Below are 15,496 nucleotides of genomic sequence, written 5' to 3'. Positions count from 1 at the left end.
TCAGTAGGTGCCCGTGAGGTGGGCGAAGACGACCACGTTGCCCTGGTAGCCGGTGCGCGGGGAGAAGCCGCCGCCGCAGGTGATGACGCGGAGCTCGGCGCGCGGTGAAGGCCCGTAGACGCGCGCGTCGGGAAAGGCCTTGGCGTCGTAGACCTCCACCGCGTGGACGGTGAACACGGCCGTACGCCCGTCCGCGCGGGCCACCTCGATCAGGGCCCCGCGGCGCAGCGCGCCGAGGTGGTAGAAGACCGCCGGGCCGGTGGCGTCGTCCACGTGTCCCGCGACGACCGCGGTGCCCGTGGCGCCCGGGGTGGTCCCGTCGCGGTACCAGCCGGCCAGGTCCCGGCGGGCGGGCGGCGGCACTTCGAGGCTGCCGTCGGACTGCAGGCCGAGCCCCATGAGCGGGGCGTCCACCCGGATGGACGGGATCCGGATCCGGGTGGGCGGGGATCCGGGGAGCGCGGAGATGGACCCCGGGTACTGCGCCTGGGCGCTCAGCGCCTCGCCGGGGGAGGGCAGCGGGGGCCGGACCTGCTCGCCGGAGCCGCTGCCGACGAGCCAGACGCCGATGCAGGCGGCGAGCGCGACGAGCCCGCCGCGGCGGGCTCGGCCTGTTTCCATGCGGGCCCCCTTGCCGTTGCGCCGTCGGCGCGTTGGTGAGTGTCCGTCGCCCGGCCCCGCGAACGGGGGGGACCTCGCGGGGCGGGCGACGGGGGGCGGTACCGGTCGGACCGCGGCCGGGGCCGCGGTGGGCGTCCGTCAGCTCTGCGTGCCGCTCGCCCGGCGACGCAGGAGCCAGATACCGCCGACGGCGGTGGCGGCCAGCACTGCCACTCCCGCCGTGATCTTGGCGGGGTCGGCGGTGGTGGTCGTGCCACCGCCCACCCCGGTACGGACGTGGCCCTGCGGGCCGCGGTCGTGTTCGGTGACGATCAGGTCGCCGGTGGCGAACTTGCCGTTCGCGCAGGTGGCGCCGATGCCGTAGGTGCCCGGGTGGACGGAGTGGCCGACCTGGAACTGTCCCACGACCACCTCCTTGTGAGTCCCCGGGGCCAGCTTGAAGCGGCCGCCGCCGACGGTGGAGGCATCGCCCTCGGCGTGGCTGTCGGGGCCACAGGCACGGGTGTTCACCGTGACGGTGGTGCCGGGGGAGGCGGACTTGGGCCACACCTCCAGCGGGGCGAAGTCCCCGGGTGCGAAGGCCGCCATCCCCAGGTCCGCTGCGGCGACCGCGCCCGCCACCGGGCCGGCGAACGCGAGAGCGGTCAGCGCGGTGGCGGTGAGCACGTGGGCGGTGCGTCGGCGCATGGTGGGTCTCCTGGGGACACGGGGTCGTGTTCCCGAGGTAACCGGCGGTGGCGACCGGGCGCCTGCTGATGTCCAGTCAGATTCGCCGCGAGCCGTCCTCCGCGGAGCCGTTTGCGCAGCTCAACGCCTGCGAGGCGGCCATCCGTGTACCCCCACCCCGTCCGGGTGACCGCGGCCCGCCGGGGTCACCCCGGGCCGGTGTCACCCTCCGCCGGGGTCGTCCCCGGTGGAGTCCTGCGCCGGGGGCAGGGTGATCGTGGCCGAGGCGCCCGTGGGGGTGGCGTTCGCGAGGGTGACCCGGGCTCCGATGACCTGGGCCTGGCCCAGGGCGATGGTCAGGCCGAGCCCCGTGCCCTGGCCGCGTTCGGCCGTGCCCGTCTGGAACCGCTGGGGCCCGTCGCGCAGCAGGTGCTCGGGGAAGCCCGGACCCCGGTCGAGGACCGTCACCGTGTTCCCCGCCACCGTCACGGTGATCGAGGCCCCGCCGTGCCGGTGGGCATTGACCAGCAGGTTCGTCAGGATGCGCTCGAGGCGCCGTACGTCCGTGCGCACCCGGCTCCCGCCGTCCGCGCCCCGCACGGTCGCCGCCACCCCCGAACGCCGGGTGATCGACTCCACCAGCGGCCCCAGTGGGTGGACGTCCAGCTGGGCCTCCTCCCGGTCCGCGTCCAGCCGGGCCACCTCCAGGAGGTCCTCCGTGAGCGTGCGCAGCGCCGCGACCCGGTCGCGCACCAGCTCCGTGGGCCGGCCCGGAGGCAGCAATTCGGCGGCCGTGTGCAGTCCGGTCAGGGGGGTCCGCAGCTCGTGCGCCACGTCCGCGGTGAACCGCTGCTCGGCCACCAGCCGCCGCTGCAGGCTCGCCGCCATCGTGTCCACGGCCGAGGACAGCTCCGCCACTTCGTTGCGGGTCCCTGGCACCCCCGAAGGTCCGATCCGGGCGTCCAGTTCGCCGGCGCTGATCCGCCGGGCCGTCTCGGCCGCCGACCGCAGGTCCTTGCTGAGCCGGCTCGCGAGCAGCGATCCGCCGAACGCCGCGAGGGTGACGACCGCTGCTCCGGACACCGCCAACTGCTGGTCGAGATCGCGCAGTTCCTGCTGGTTGGCGGTCAGTGACTGCCGTACGGAGAGCACTTGGTCGCCGCCGACCGGCCGGGCGGCCCAGACCGCCGGGTGGGGTCCGTCCAGGTCGAGGTAGGTGGTGCGCTCCCCGGCCAGGGCCGCCCGGCGCAGCGGATCGGGGAGGGAGGGGCAGTCGATCCGGGCGTCGGCCTCGCCGACCTTGTCGAAGTCCAGCTGGCCCGTGAGCTCGTAGACCTGCCGTACGCGCACCAGTTGCGCGGTGGCGCTCTGCCGGGCGGCCTCGGCGACCTGGCGGACCCGGGCCTCGTGGATCAGGACGCCGATGGTGAGGGCGACGAGCGAACAGCCGACGGCGAGGAGCACGGAGATCTTCCAGCGCAGGCCGAGGGCGCGCACGAGCTGGCGGCAGCGCAGCAGGGCGGGCCTCACCGCAGGACACCGCCCTTCCCGGAGGTGGGACCCGTCGGCGCCGGGCACTCCCCGGGGTCGGCGATGGCGTTGCCGAAGTGCTTCTCGTCGCTGACCACGACCATCCGCACCCCGTCCCAGTGGTAGCGGACGGTGTGCGCGGAACCGTCGTCGTCGGCGCTGCGGACCAGCAGGTCGGTGCCCACGGTCTCGGGGCTCAGCCGGCGTCCGCTGGTGTGCAGGATCGGCAGGATCTTCCCGCCGGCCGCGGTGTAGACGGCGAGGATCGAGCGGCCGGTCTCGGTGTCCGCGGCGACGATCAGTTCGGGCTTCCCGTCACCGGTCACGTCCTTGTACCGGGGCGGTCGCAGCCCGGGGCGGCCAGGGGAGGGGATCTCGCTCTTGTTGGTGAAGGACCTCATCTGCCGGTCCGCGTACAGGACGGCCCGTACGTCGACCTTCTCGATCCCTTCGGGCCCCACCGCGGGCGCGTCGTCGAGCGGCGCCGGCGGGGGCGCCTGGCTGGACACCGCCGCGCCGCCCGCCTTCGGGGACTCCTCGGTCCACACCGGCCACAGCGGCTTCGCCCGCGGCTGGGCCGAGACGGCCGGCGCGGGTTCGGCCCGCCCGAGGCCGCCGGGCGCGGCGCAGCCGCCGAGGCCGACGCAGAGCAGGGCGGCGGCCAGGAGGCTGCGGCGGGTCAGTCGAGACATGGGGGGCCAGAACCGTGAGGTGGTGGGGAGGGAGGAGACTGACGGTGGACGGCGTCGGGGACTGTCAGTGTGAGTCGAGGGAGGGCCGTATGGCATCGGTCGATCGGCCGGGGGGCCGGGGCGAAAGTACGAGATCGACACCGGCACCGGCACCCGTGCCCATGCCTGTGCCCGTGCCCGGAACGGAACCGGAGGAGCTCCCGTTCTTCGTCTACGGGACCCTGCGGCCGGGCGAGGTCAACCACGACCTCTTCCTGCGCGGCCGCACCGCCGCCGAGGAGCCCGCCCGCCTCCCGGACGCGGCACTGTACGAGGGCCCCGGCTACCCGTACGCCGTCGACCGCCCCGGCTCCGCCATAGCCGGGGAGCTGATCACCCCGGTCCCGGGGGCGTACGGGGAACTCCTGGCCGCGCTGGACCTGCTGGAGGAGTACGAGGGCCCGGGGAGCCCCGGCAACATCTACGACCGCTCCGCCCGCGAGGCCCTGCGCCCCGACGGCACCGCGGTCCGCGCCTGGGTCTACCTGGCGGCCCCGCCCCTGGCCCGTCGGCTGGCGGACTCCGGTACGGAGATCCCCGGCGGCGACTGGCTGCGCCGCGGCTAGGCCGCCGCGAGGCGGGTGACAGGCCTACAGGCCTTCCGCGCCCCGGTTGCGCAGCCGCTGGCCGTACTGCTGGAGGACCCACAGCTCCTCCTGGACCGCCGCGAGCTGCTCCGGCGAGCCCTGGTGGCCGAGGCGGGCCATCGTGCCCTGGATCTCGTGCACCCGGCGGTCGACGGCGCGCAGCCGGACCTGGACCAGCTGGACCCCGGCGTAGATCTCGTCGACCGTCTTGGCGTGGATGGCTTCGACGACGAGCTCGGTGACGAGCGCGCGGACGGTGTCGTTCGGGGCGGCTTCCCGGACCCGGGTCAGGTAGTCCTCGGTGCCCAGGGAGGCTCCGCCGGCGTCCAGGATGGCCTGGCGGACGGCCGCGTAGGGCGGCGCGGTGAATTCGTCCATGCCGTAGGCGTCGAAGGCGGGGGAGACCAGGGCCGGGCGCTGGAGCGCCAGTTTGAGCAGCTCGCGCTCGGTGATGTGGGCCGGGCTGCGCAGGTTCAGCGCGGGGCCCGCGGGGGCTGCGGCCGGTGCGGCGATGTCCTCGTACGAGTGGGAGGAGTGACCGGCCCGGCCACGGCGCTGCTGCTGGGGCTGGTTGCCGCGCTCCCGGGCCCAGCGGTCGAGCTGGGCGATCCGCTTGACCACGAACTGCTCGTCGCGCATGCCCAGCATGCCCGCCAGCTGGACCGCCGACTCGTGCTGGATCCCGACGTTCTTGATCTTCTTGATGATCGGGGCGGCCTCGTCCAGGGCGGCCGAGCGCCCCGCCGGGTTCTCCAGGTTGTGCCGGGCCACGATGTGCTTGAGGGCGAACTCGAACAGCGGGGTCCGGGCCTCGACCAGCGAGGCCACGGCCGCGTCGCCCTGCGCCAGGCGCAGGTCGCAGGGGTCCATGCCGCCCGGGGCGATGGTGATGGAGGTCTCGGCGGCGAACTTCTGGTCGTCCTCGAAGGCGCGCAGCGCGGCCTTCTGCCCGGCCGCGTCCCCGTCGAAGGTGAAGATCACCTCAGCGGTCGCGTTGTCCATCAGCAGGCGGCGCAGGATCTTGATGTGGTCCCCGCCGAAGGCGGTGCCGCAGGTGGCGATCGCGGTGGTGACCCCGGCCATGTGGCAGGCCATCACGTCGGTGTAACCCTCGACGACGACGGCCCGGGAGGTCTTCGCGATCTCCTTCTTGGCCAGGTCGATGCCGTAGAGCACCTGGGACTTCTTGTAGATCGAGGTCTCGGGGGTGTTCAGGTACTTGGGGCCGTTGTCGTCCTCGCGCAGCTTGCGCGCGCCGAAGCCGACCACTTCGCCGCTGATGTCGCGGATGGGCCACATCAGGCGGCCGCGGAAGCGGTCGATGGGCTTTCCGCTGCGGCTGTCCTGGGCCAGGCCCGAGGTGATCAGTTCCTTGTCGCTGAAGCCCTTGCCGCGCAGGAAGCGGGTCAGGTGGTCCCAGCCGGCCGGGCTGTAGCCCACGCTGAAGTGCGCGGCCGCGGCCTGGTCGAAGCCGCGCTCGGCCAGGAACTTGCGGCCGATCTCCGCTTCGGCGCTGCCCAGCTGCTCCATGTAGAAGAGGGCGGCGGCCTTGTGCGCCTCGACGAGCCGGATGCGCTCCCCGCGGCCGCTGGTGCCGGCGGTGTAGCCGCCCTCTTCGTACCGCAGGGTGATTCCGGCCAGGCCGGCCAGGCGCTCGACCGCCTCCGAGAAGGAGAGGTGGTCGATCTTCATGACGAAGTCGAGGGTGTCCCCGCCCGCCTGGCAGCCGAAGCAGTGGTAGAAGCCCTTGCTGGGGCTGACCTGGAAGGACGGGGACTTCTCGTCGTGGAACGGGCAGAGGCCCTTGAGGTTGCCGCCGCCGGCGTTGCGCAGCTGGAGGTACTCCGAGACCACGGCGTCGATAGGGACCGCGTCCCGTACCGCCTTCACGTCGTCGTCGTTGATCCGTCCTGCCACGCGGGCAAGTCTACGGCCGGGGGCCGACAATCCCGTCAGGCCCCCTCCGCCGGTACCAGGGAGGAAATCGGAACCGTGGGATCCGCCAGCCTTTCGCGGTCTACGGGCGCCTTCGACCTGATCAGGGCCTGGATGTGCTCGGCGACGTCCCACACGTTGACGTTCATCCCGGCCAGGACCCGGCCGTCCGACAGCCAGAAGGCGATGAACTCCCGCTTGCCCACGTCCCCGCGGATCAGCACCTGGTCGTAGCCGCCCACCGGGGCGTACCCGGAGTACTCCAGGCCCACGTCGTACTGGTCCGAGAAGAAGTACGGCACCCGGTCGTAGCTGACCTCCTGCCCCAGCATCGCCCGCGCGGCCGCCGGACCCCCGTTCAGGGCGTTCGCCCAGTGCTCGACCCGCAGCCGGGTCCCCAGCACCGGATGGTGCGCCGCGGCCACGTCCCCGACCGCGAAGATGTCCGGGTCCGAGGTGCGCAGCGAGGCGTCCACGGCGATCCCGCCGCCGTGCTCCCGGTCCACCAGGGCCAGTCCCGAGGTCTCCGCGAGGGCCGTGCGCGGCGCCGCCCCGATCGCGGAGAGGACCGCGTGCGCCGGGTGCTCCTCCCCGTCGTCGGTGCGCGCCGCCAGCACCATCCCGTCGTGCCCGACGATCTCGGTCAGCCGGGCCCCGAAGTGGAACCGGACCCCGTGCGAGGCGTGCAGGTCCGCGAAGAGCCGGCCGATCTCCGGACCGAGCACCGCGTGGAGCGGGGTCGCCTCCGGTTCGATGACCGTGACCTCGGCCCCGTACCCGCGGGCCGCCGCGGCGACCTCCAGTCCGATCCAGCCGGCGCCCGCGATCAGCAGGTGCCCGTTGTCGCGGCCGAGCCCGGCCAGCGCCCCCCGCAGCCGTTCGGCGTGCGCGAGGCGGCGCAGGTGGTGCACCCCGACCAGCCCGGTGCCCGGGATGTCCAGCCGGCGCGGCTCGGCGCCGGTGGCCAGCAGCAGCTTGTCGTAGGGCAGCGCGGTGCCGTCGCCGAGGACCACCTTCTTGGCTTCCCGGTCGAGCTGGACCGCCGGCTGGCCGAGGTGCAGCTCGATGTCGGAGGCCGCGTACCAGGAGGGCTCGTGGACGAAGACGCTCTCGCGCTCCTCCTTGCCCGTCAGGTATCCCTTGGAGAGCGGTGGCCGCTCGTAGGGATGGTCGCGCTCGTCTCCGATGAGGATCACCCGCCCCGTGAACCCCTCGGACCTCAGCGTCTCGGCCGCCTTAGCTCCGGCAAGCCCTGCGCCGACGATGACGAATGTCCGGTGTGCGTCGACCACCTGATGCCTCCTCATAACCTCTCCGCCACATGCGACCACATGCGAGCGTCCCGCACTGAGCCTGCCGCGTGAAGGGGCAGTGGCCCGATCGGCTCACCCTTCGGCGCGTCGCGTGCGCATCGTGAGCCGTGAGTGGAGGGAGCGCGCGGAGGCGTCCGTGAGCATCGCGATCTGGTCGACGACCGCGCGTTTACGGGCCTTGTCGTCCGGTGCGGCGTCGAAGACGGCCCGGAACTGCGGGTCCAGGCCCTCCGGCGCCTGGGCGCTCAGCGCCTCCGCGAGCTCGGCCAGGACGATCCGCTGATCGGCGCGGATCCGCTCCTGCTCGTCGCGCTGCATGACGTACAGATCGGCGACCGCCTTGAGGACGGCGCATTCGTTGCGCGCCTCGCGCGGGACCATCAGCTCCGCCCCGTACCGGGTCAGGCGACCGGTGCCGTACGCCTGCCGGGTGGCCCCCTCGGCGGCCAGGCAGAAGCGGCCGATCAGCTGGCTCGTGGCGTCCTTCAGGCGGGCCTGGGCCACGGCCGAGCCGTCGTACCCGTGCGGCCACCACTCCTGCTCCATCAGCCGGTCCAGCGCCTCGCGCAGCTCCTCCGGCTCGGTGTCGGCCGGTACGTACCGGCCGATCGCCACCCGCCAGATCGCGGTGCGCTCGGGCTCGGCGAAGAGCAGGTTCGGGTCGAGGTGGCCGGCGTGCAGGCCGTCCTCGAAGTCGTGGACGGAGTACGCCACGTCGTCGGCCCAGTCCATGACCTGCGCCTCGAAGCACTTGCGGTCGGCGGGCGCGCCGCGGCGCAGCCACTCGAAGACCGGCAGGTCGTCCTCGTACGCGCCGAACTTCACCGATCCGGGGTCGGTGGGGTGGTCCCCGCGCGCCCAGGGGTACTTGGTGGCGGCGTCCAGGCAGGCCCGGGTGAGGTTGAGCCCCACGCTGACGAGCTCGCCGGTGGCCGGATCCGGAACGAACCGCTTGGGCTCCAGCCGGGTCAGCAGGCGCAGCGACTGGGCGTTGCCCTCGAAGCCGCCGCAGTCCTTGGCGAACTCGTTGAGGGCTTCCTCGCCGTTGTGGCCGAAAGGCGGGTGTCCCATGTCGTGCGAGAGGCAGGCGGCCTCGACCAGATCGGGATCGCAGCCGAGCGCGGCGCCGAGCTCACGGCCGACCTGGGCGCATTCCAGGGAGTGCGTCAGGCGCGTACGGGGACTCGCGTCCCAGTCGTACGAACGCGTACCGGGGGTGACCACCTGGGTCTTCCCGGCGAGGCGGCGCAGGGCCGCGGAGTGCAGTACGCGGGCGCGGTCGCGCTGGAAGGCGGTCCGGCCCGGCCGTTTGTCGGGCTCGGCGGCCCAGCGCTCGGTGTCGGCGGAGTCGTAGGGCGGACGGGCGGACGCGGTGGTGCCTTCCAAGCCTTCCATGCCCGAAACGGTAACCGGAGTCACCGACAAGAGGAGCAATCCGAGCAATCCGAACCAACACGCCCTTTAAGCGGTGGCCAGTTCCAGAGCTCCGCTCCGCCCCCCGTACCCCTCCTCCTGTCGCGCCGCCAGGGCTTCGTCGTAGCGCTGGAGCACCAGGCGGGCCAGCGCCGGATGATCGCCCAGCGGGGCGGCGGCCGCTCCCGGCGCGGCGGCGGCGCTCGCGGAGGCGAACCGCCCCGGTGCGGTGAAGTACGAGGCCACCGCGGGCCGGTGGCAGCCCCGCGCGGCCAGGGCCCGTACCGCTTCGGGCACGGTGGGCGCGGCGGCCGAGGCGTAGGCCGCCACCACGGGCACCCCGCCGAGCCGTTCGGACAACAGGGCGGCGGTGGCCCGCACATCGGCGGCGGACTCGGGGTCGCGCGATCCGGCGGCGGCCAGCACCACCGCCGACCCGGCGGCCCAGCCGGCCTCCACGAGCCGCTCGTAGAGGGCTTCGACCAGCAGTGGATGCGGGCCGAGGGGGGCCGCCACCCGGGTCCGCAGGTGCCCGGCGCGGGCGGCCGCGGCAGGCAGGTCCCGCTTGACGTGGGTTCCGCGCCCCAGCAGCAGCGGCACGAGCACGGCCTCTCCGGTGGCCCGTTCGAGCGTGTGGTCGAGCAGGGGCCGGTTCAGCTCGACGTGCCCGAGCCGGACACGGAGGCGGGGGCGGAGCTCGCGGACCCGCTCGAGCAGGGCTTCGACGGCGGGGAGGGCGCGCGGGTCACGGCTGCCGTGGGCCACGGCGACGAGGGTGGGCTGCATGGGAGGACTCCCTGGTGTCGGGGGCGCAGCCCGCTGAGCTGCGTGCCGAGCTGGGCGGTGAACCGGGTCAGCAGCTCGGCCGTGGTGGCGGGCTGGAAGGGAAGGGACTCGGGAGGGTGCGCCGGCTCCGTCATGAACCGATCCTGCGCGCCGCACGTTGCCGGTGCGTTGCGCCGGGGTGACGGGTCTTTTCCACCTGCTCACAGGGAGGTGGACGGCGAGCGGCGGGCGCGCGCCCCGGCGTCGGCCCGGGTGGCCCCGGCAACCGTGCGATCTTCCTCGGCGTCCTGAGCTGCGGAACACGTACCGGGAACAACACGGGGGTCGGGCATGCGCGGGATCGGGACACGGCTGGCGGGGCGGCTGCGGCGGCTGCGGCCGGGGGCGCTGCTGCCCGGGAGCGTACGGGCCCGGCGGCGGGCCGTGCAGCTGGTGATGGCCGGCTGCGTGGTGGCGTTGCTGCCCTCCGCGTGGACCCACGCGGCCGCCGGACCCCGGCTGCGCACCACCGCCGACGCGCCCGCCGCCGAGGTGGCGGTGGTCTTCGGAGCCGGGCTGTGGAACGGCCGCCCGACCCCGTACCTCGCGAACCGGCTCGACGCCGCGGCCGAGCTCTACCGCGCGGGCAAGGTCAAGGTCGTCCTGGTCACCGGGGACAACAGCCGCACCGAGTACGACGAGCCCGACGCGATGCGCACGTACCTGACCGGCCACGGCGTGCCCGACCAGCGGATCGTCAGCGATTTCGCGGGATTCGACACCTGGGACTCCTGCGTCCGGGCCCGGGAGGTCTTCGGGGTCCACCGGGCGGTGCTCATCAGCCAGGGCTTCCACATCCGCCGGGCGGTCGCCCTGTGCGAGGCCGCGGGCGTGGACTCGTACGGGGTCGGCGTCGCGGACGCACACGACGCGACCTGGTACTACGGCGGCATCCGCGAGGTGTTCGCGGCGGGCAAGGCGGCGCTGGACGCGGTGTTCGAGCCGGAGCCGAAGTTCCTGGGCCCGAAGGAGGAGGGGGTGTCGCGGGCCCTGGCCGCTCTGACAGACTGACGCCACTCATCGGTGTATGCCGATTAGTCATATACCTATCTGTCTCGTGCGTCAGGGGTCGTGGATACCGTGGCTGTAGTGGATCTGAGTGACAAGGTCGTCGTCATCACCGGCGGGGCCCGCGGCCTCGGCGCGGCGGCCGCGCAGGCCGTCGTGGACGGCGGCGGCAAGGTGCTGATCACCGACGTCCTGGAGGCGGAGGGCACCGAGACGGCGGCCGGGCTCGGCGACGCGGCGCGCTTCCTCAAGCACGACGTGACCAGCGAGTCCGACTGGCAGGCGGCGCTGGAGTACGCGGTCGCCGAGTTCGGCCGCATCGACGGCCTGGTCAACAACGCGGGCATCTCCACCGGCCAGTTCCTGGAGCACGAGAGCGTCGAGCACTTCCGCCGGGTCCTCGAGATCAACCTGGTCGGCGTCTTCATCGGCATCAAGGCCGCGATCCCGCTGATGCGGGAGAACGGCGGCGGCTCCATCGTCAACATCTCCTCCGCCGCAGGCCTCACCGGCCTCGCGCTGACCGCCGGATACGGGGCCTCGAAGTGGGGCGTGCGCGGACTGTCGAAGATCGGCGCGGTCGAGCTCGCCGAATCCAGGATCCGCGTCAACTCCGTCCACCCCGGCATGACGCTGACCCCGATGACCGCCCCGATCGGCATCCAGCAGGGCGAGGGCAACTACCCCGGCGCCCCGCTGGGCCGCGTCGGCCTCCCCGAGGAGATCGCCGCCGCCGTCGCCTTCCTCCTCTCGGACGCCGCGGGCTACATGACCGGCGCGGAACTGGCCGTGGACGGCGGCTGGACGGCCGGCCTCACGGTGAAGTACCTCACCGGGCAGTAGGGCCCGCGCTGAGGTGCCCGTACAAGAGGCGTAACCGGGCGCGGCGGCGGGCGTAACACCCGCGACGCATGGTGAGGCGCATGCACACCCCGGGAGCCGCACCGGCCGACACCGCCTCCTCCGCCGTCACCGACACGGCCACCGTGACCGGCACGGCCACGGCCACCGACGCCGTGACCGCCACGCACTGCCCGTACTGCGCGCTGCAGTGCGGCATGAACCTCCGCCCCGGACCGGGCGGAGCGTCGGTGACGGTGGAGGAGCGCGCGGACTTCCCCGTCAACCGGGGCGCGCTGTGCGGCAAGGGCCGCACCGCCCCCGCCGTGCTCTCCTCCCGGGTGCGCCTCACCGAGCCGCTCGTCCGCACCCACGCCGGCCGGCTCGAGCCGGCCACCTGGGAGGAGGCCCTCGACGCCGTCGCCGAGGGCCTGGCCCGTACCCAAGGGGCGTACGGGGCCGACGCGGTCGGGGTGTTCGGCGGAGGCGGGCTGACCAACGAGAAGGCCTACGCCCTCGGGAAGTTCGCCCGCGTCGCCCTCGGGACCTCGCAGATCGACTACAACGGCCGGTTCTGCATGTCCTCGGCCGCCGCCGCGCACCAGCGGGCCTTCGGGCTCGACCGGGGGCTGCCCTTCCCGCTGGAGGACATCCCCCGGACCGGCTGCGTCATCCTCGTCGGCTCCAACCCCGCCGAGACCATGCCGCCCGCCCTGCGCTTCTTCCGGGAACTCCGCGAGAACGGCGGCACGTTGATCGTGGTGGACCCGCGCCGCACGCGGACCGCCGAACAGGCCGACCTGCACCTGGCCCCGCGCCCCGGCACGGACCTGGCACTGGCCCTCGGCCTGCTCCACCTCGTCGTCGCGGGCGGCCACACGGACGAGGAGTTCATCGCCTCCCGCACCACCGGCTGGGAGGAGGCCCGGGCAGGCGCGATGGCGCACTGGCCGGAGCTGGTCGAGCGGATCACGGGCGTGCCCGTGCCCAAGCTCCGCGAAGCGGTGCGGATGTTCTGCGCGCCGCAGTCCGCGATGGTCCTCACCGCCCGCGGCCCCGAGCAGCAGTCCAAGGGCACCGACACCGTCGGCGCCTGGATCAACCTCTGCCTCGCCACCGGCCGCGCGGGCCGCCCGCTCTCCGGCTACGGGTGCCTCACCGGGCAGGGCAACGGCCAAGGCGGCCGCGAACACGGCCAGAAGGCCGACCAGCTCCCCGGCTACCGCAAGCTCACCGACCCGGCGGCGCGCGCGCACGTGGCCGGAGTCTGGGGCATCGACCCCGCGGACCTCCCCGGCCCCGGCCGCAGCGCCTACGAACTCCTCGACTCCCTCGGCACGGACGTCAGGGCCCTGCTCCTGATGGGCTCCAACCCGGTGGTCTCCGCCCCCCGCGCCTCCCACATCGAGGACCGCATCCGCTCCCTGGACTTCCTGGCCGTCGCGGACGTGGTCCTGTCGGAGACCGCGGCCCTCGCCGACGTGGTCCTGCCCGTCACCCAGTGGGCGGAGGAGACCGGCACCACCACCAACCTGGAGGGCAGGGTCCTGCTCCGCCGCCAGGCCCTGACCCCGCCCCCGGGCGTCCGCAGCGACCTGGAGGTCCTGCACGCACTGGCCGCCCGGCTGGGCATGCCGAAGGCCTTCCCGGTCTCGCCCGAGGAGGTCTTCGAAGAACTGCGCCGCGCCTCGGCGGGCGGCCCGGCGGACTACGCGGGCATCAGCTACGCCCGCATCGAAGCAGAACAGGGCGTCTTCTGGCCCTGCCCGGACGAAACCCACCCCGGCACCGAGCGCCTCTTCCTCGACCGCTTCGCCACCGAGGACGGCCGGGCCCGCTTCGTCCCCGTCGTCCACCGCGACTCCGCCGAGGTCCCGGACGCCGAGTACCCCCTCCTCCTCACCACCGGCCGGGTGGTCGCCCAGTACCAGTCGGGCGCGCAGACCCGCCGGGTGGACGAGCTCAACGAAGCCGCCCCCGGCCCCTTCGTGGAACTCCACCCCCGCCTCGCGGCCCGCATCGGCGCGGTCGACGGAGCCCCCCTCGCGGTCACCTCCCGCCGCGGCCGCGCGGTGGCCCCGGCCCGCATCACCGACACCATCCGCGCGGACACGGTCTTCATGCCCTTCCACTGGCCGGGCGAGGGCCGCGCCAACACCCTGACCAACCCGGCCCTGGACCCCGTGTCCCGGATGCCGGAATTCAAGGTCTGCGCGGTCCGGGTGGAGCCCGTCGCCCCTCCTCAGCCCTCGGCGGACTGATCCCCGGCCGACTCCTCCTCGTACTCCTCGTCGTACTGCGCATCGAACTCCGCGAACACCTCGGCATCATCAAGCCACTGCCTGACCCGCTCGGTCGACCGACCCCGGAAGGTCGGATAGATGGCCGCGAGCAGCCGCTCTTTGTAGTCCGCACCCTGTTCGGGGCCGGCCAGATGCGGGTACTCGGCGGCGAAGTGCCGCCACTCCCGGTCGACCCTCGGCTCGATGACGACGTCCTGCAGGTCCGGCTCCCGGCCCATCGTCATCGGCCACGCCTCCGCCGCCCGGAACACCTCCAGCAGCAGCTCGTACGACAGCGGATACTCCTCGGCGAGCAGCACGGCGTCGTACAGGTCCTTGCCCTGCGGGTTGTCGTCGGTGACCAGCCACATCACCTTCCAGGCCAGGGAGAGAGCGGGCGAGGCCGCCAGTACGGTCGCCCCGCAGGCGAGTTCGACCGGCTCCGGTGCGACGGCCAGCTCCTCGTTGAAGACGAAGTCCAGCTGCACCTGCCCGGCGGGCAGCCCCGGCACTTCCCAGGGCAGCACCAGCCGTGTTCCCGGCACCCGGTCGTACGTCCAGATGCCCTCGCGGATCGCGCCGGAATCCTTGATCCCGGCCCGGCCCGCCGCGCTGGCGGCGATCCCCTCCAGCATCCGGTCCGTCCGCCCGTCGTCGATGTGCCAGCTCTGCGGCACCACCACGAAGTCCAGGTCGCCCGGCTCCCGGGCCTCCTCCCCGAACCAGTCGGCGAGCAGCACGCTGCCCCGCAGGACGAGCGAGTCCACCCACTCGGACTCGGAGACCGCCAGCAGCACGGCGTCCATGGCGGCCCGCCGCGCCCGCGCCCAGGCGGCGGTCCGCTGCGGGTCGTCGAAGACCGGATCGCCGGCCCGGTAGGCCCGCGCCAGGTGCTTCAGCGAAGGATCGAAGACCGCCTGCTGGCGCACGTCGTCACCGGCCACCGGCCGCAAGGTGCGGGGCAGTTCCTTCTCGGCCCGGGTGTTCTCGTCCAGGGGTTCCCGGGGCAGCTCGATGGGCTGCCATCCGAACTCGCTCCACTTGCTCATCGCGGTCCCTCCTGGATCCACCCGTCGTCCACCGACAGGTCACTGTCGTACAGCACGAACTCCCGCTCCTCCGAGTCGATTTCGTACCCGGCGCCCACCAGCTCCGCGATCAGCACGTCGCAGGCCCGCTCGGCCCCCGCCGGCCCCGCCGTGCCCGCGCACCGCTGCGTCACGAAGCGTTCGTGGCGTCCGCCGACCAGGGCCCGGCGGGCGTTCCACGAGACGTGCGCCCCGTGGGGGACCACCAGGGACTCCAGGGCGGCGCGGTCGTAGTCGGCCGGGAGCCGGAGTTTGACGTGGTGCTCGAAGTAGCCGCCGCCGGGGCCCGGCCGGTCCGTGGTCCACGGGACGGTCTCCACCTTGACCCGGACCGGGTCGAAGCCGGCCGCCCGCAGCGCGGGGACGAGCCGCTCGTGGCTTTCGCGGTCGGGCAGCGTCAGCATCGGCTGCGAGACCATCCGGCCCCGGGCCAGCAGGATGTGGGTGACCTTCAACTCCCGCGCCCCGGACCACGCTTCGAGCCGGTCCAGCTCCGCCGGATCCGGGCAGCGCACGGTGACATGGGTTTCGTACACAGACATGGCAGTGATCTTCTCGGACATGCGTCCGATCCGCATCGGGGTTCTGGTCCGGGGGTAACGATGGGTTACGCGCCGGACCCAGAAAGTGCCCGCACGCCCCTCGTGGCAGTGATGT

General features: G+C 73.5%; 14 protein-coding genes. 4 read left to right on the top strand and 10 right to left on the bottom strand.

Going from position 1 to position 15,496, the window contains the following annotated elements:
* The 4 genes from OG490_RS12150 to OG490_RS12135 form a co-directional block, all read right to left on the bottom strand.
* Entirely contained in the window at window positions 1-621 is a 621-nt protein-coding gene (locus OG490_RS12150) for a class F sortase (protein WP_330296298.1), read from the bottom strand.
* 138 nt (window positions 622-759) lie between these two features.
* On the bottom strand, window positions 760-1,308 hold the full coding sequence (locus OG490_RS12145; RefSeq protein WP_330296297.1) for a hypothetical protein: 549 nt from the start codon (window positions 1,306-1,308) through the stop codon (window positions 760-762).
* A 201-nt stretch (window positions 1,309-1,509) separates the two neighbouring features.
* On the bottom strand, window positions 1,510-2,817 hold the full coding sequence (locus tag OG490_RS12140; RefSeq protein WP_330296296.1) for a HAMP domain-containing sensor histidine kinase: 1,308 nt from the start codon (window positions 2,815-2,817) through the stop codon (window positions 1,510-1,512).
* The gene (locus OG490_RS12135) at window positions 2,814-3,509 is read right to left on the bottom strand and encodes a hypothetical protein (protein WP_330296295.1); all 696 of its coding nucleotides are present in this window, start codon (window positions 3,507-3,509) and stop codon (window positions 2,814-2,816) included. The genes OG490_RS12140 and OG490_RS12135 overlap by 4 nt, the downstream gene beginning before the upstream one ends.
* Before the next feature lie 161 nt (window positions 3,510-3,670).
* Between OG490_RS12135 and OG490_RS12130 the strand changes: the two genes are divergently transcribed.
* On the top strand, window positions 3,671-4,114 hold the full coding sequence (locus OG490_RS12130) for a gamma-glutamylcyclotransferase family protein (protein WP_443065794.1): 444 nt from the start codon (window positions 3,671-3,673) through the stop codon (window positions 4,112-4,114).
* Window positions 4,115-4,138: 24 nt separating this feature from the next.
* Here the strand turns inward: OG490_RS12130 and dnaG are convergent, their stop codons facing one another.
* The 4 genes from dnaG to OG490_RS12110 all read right to left on the bottom strand — a co-directional run bounded on the left by dnaG (window position 4,139) and on the right by OG490_RS12110 (window position 9,582).
* Window positions 4,139-6,052, bottom strand: coding sequence for a DNA primase (gene dnaG, locus OG490_RS12125; protein ID WP_330296293.1), 1,914 nt, complete (start codon window positions 6,050-6,052; stop codon window positions 4,139-4,141).
* Window positions 6,053-6,087: 35 nt separating this feature from the next.
* Window positions 6,088-7,362, bottom strand: a complete 1,275-nt coding sequence (locus OG490_RS12120; RefSeq protein WP_330296292.1) for an NAD(P)/FAD-dependent oxidoreductase — start codon at window positions 7,360-7,362, stop codon at window positions 6,088-6,090.
* Between the two features lie 93 nt (window positions 7,363-7,455).
* Window positions 7,456-8,778, bottom strand: a complete 1,323-nt coding sequence (locus OG490_RS12115) for a deoxyguanosinetriphosphate triphosphohydrolase (protein WP_330296291.1) — start codon at window positions 8,776-8,778, stop codon at window positions 7,456-7,458.
* 66 nt (window positions 8,779-8,844) lie between these two features.
* Complete coding sequence (locus OG490_RS12110) at window positions 8,845-9,582, bottom strand: sirohydrochlorin chelatase (protein ID WP_330296290.1); 738 nt, start codon at window positions 9,580-9,582, stop codon at window positions 8,845-8,847.
* A gap of 330 nt (window positions 9,583-9,912) precedes the next feature.
* Here OG490_RS12110 and OG490_RS12105 point away from each other — a divergent pair, with 330 nt between their 5' ends.
* From OG490_RS12105 to OG490_RS12095, 3 genes are all read left to right on the top strand, one after another.
* The gene (locus OG490_RS12105) at window positions 9,913-10,632 is read left to right on the top strand and encodes a SanA/YdcF family protein (RefSeq protein WP_330296289.1); all 720 of its coding nucleotides are present in this window, start codon (window positions 9,913-9,915) and stop codon (window positions 10,630-10,632) included.
* 78 nt (window positions 10,633-10,710) lie between these two features.
* On the top strand, window positions 10,711-11,472 hold the full coding sequence (locus tag OG490_RS12100; RefSeq protein WP_443065793.1) for a glucose 1-dehydrogenase: 762 nt from the start codon (window positions 10,711-10,713) through the stop codon (window positions 11,470-11,472).
* Between the two features lie 80 nt (window positions 11,473-11,552).
* Window positions 11,553-13,730, top strand: a complete 2,178-nt coding sequence (locus tag OG490_RS12095) for a molybdopterin oxidoreductase family protein (protein ID WP_330296287.1) — start codon at window positions 11,553-11,555, stop codon at window positions 13,728-13,730.
* On the opposite strand, the gene OG490_RS12090 is transcribed toward OG490_RS12095, so the two are convergent.
* Both OG490_RS12090 and OG490_RS12085 read right to left on the bottom strand, forming a co-directional pair.
* Window positions 13,712-14,800, bottom strand: a complete 1,089-nt coding sequence (locus OG490_RS12090; RefSeq protein ID WP_330296286.1) for a nucleotidyl transferase AbiEii/AbiGii toxin family protein — start codon at window positions 14,798-14,800, stop codon at window positions 13,712-13,714. The two genes, OG490_RS12095 and OG490_RS12090, sit on opposite strands and share 19 nt — an antisense overlap.
* On the bottom strand, window positions 14,797-15,381 hold the full coding sequence (locus OG490_RS12085) for a hypothetical protein (RefSeq protein ID WP_330296285.1): 585 nt from the start codon (window positions 15,379-15,381) through the stop codon (window positions 14,797-14,799). Before OG490_RS12085 ends, OG490_RS12090 begins: the two co-directional genes overlap by 4 nt.
* Window positions 15,382-15,496 lie beyond the last annotated feature (115 nt).

This window comes from Streptomyces sp. NBC_00503, from assembly GCF_036346895.1.
Classification (GTDB): domain Bacteria; phylum Actinomycetota; class Actinomycetes; order Streptomycetales; family Streptomycetaceae; genus Streptomyces.
This window is presented reverse-complemented; position numbering and strand designations above follow the sequence as displayed.

Bases quoted from the DNA above. Each gene is read 5' to 3' on its own strand.
- OG490_RS12150 (WP_330296298.1), bottom strand. From the start codon at position 621: ATGGAAACAGGCCGAGCCCGCCGCGGCGGGCTCGTCGCGCTCGCCGCC.
- OG490_RS12145 (WP_330296297.1), bottom strand. From the start codon at position 1,308: ATGCGCCGACGCACCGCCCACGTGCTCACCGCCACCGCGCTGACCGCT.
- OG490_RS12135 (WP_330296295.1), bottom strand. From the start codon at position 3,509: ATGTCTCGACTGACCCGCCGCAGCCTCCTGGCCGCCGCCCTGCTCTGC.
- OG490_RS12130 (WP_443065794.1), top strand. From the start codon at position 3,671: ATGCCTGTGCCCGTGCCCGGAACGGAACCGGAGGAGCTCCCGTTCTTC.
- OG490_RS12115 (WP_330296291.1), bottom strand. From the start codon at position 8,778: ATGGAAGGCTTGGAAGGCACCACCGCGTCCGCCCGTCCGCCCTACGAC.
- OG490_RS12110 (WP_330296290.1), bottom strand. From the start codon at position 9,582: ATGCAGCCCACCCTCGTCGCCGTGGCCCACGGCAGCCGTGACCCGCGC.
- OG490_RS12105 (WP_330296289.1), top strand. From the start codon at position 9,913: ATGCGCGGGATCGGGACACGGCTGGCGGGGCGGCTGCGGCGGCTGCGG.
- OG490_RS12095 (WP_330296287.1), top strand. From the start codon at position 11,553: ATGCACACCCCGGGAGCCGCACCGGCCGACACCGCCTCCTCCGCCGTC.
- OG490_RS12090 (WP_330296286.1), bottom strand. From the start codon at position 14,800: ATGAGCAAGTGGAGCGAGTTCGGATGGCAGCCCATCGAGCTGCCCCGG.
- OG490_RS12085 (WP_330296285.1), bottom strand. From the start codon at position 15,381: ATGTCTGTGTACGAAACCCATGTCACCGTGCGCTGCCCGGATCCGGCG.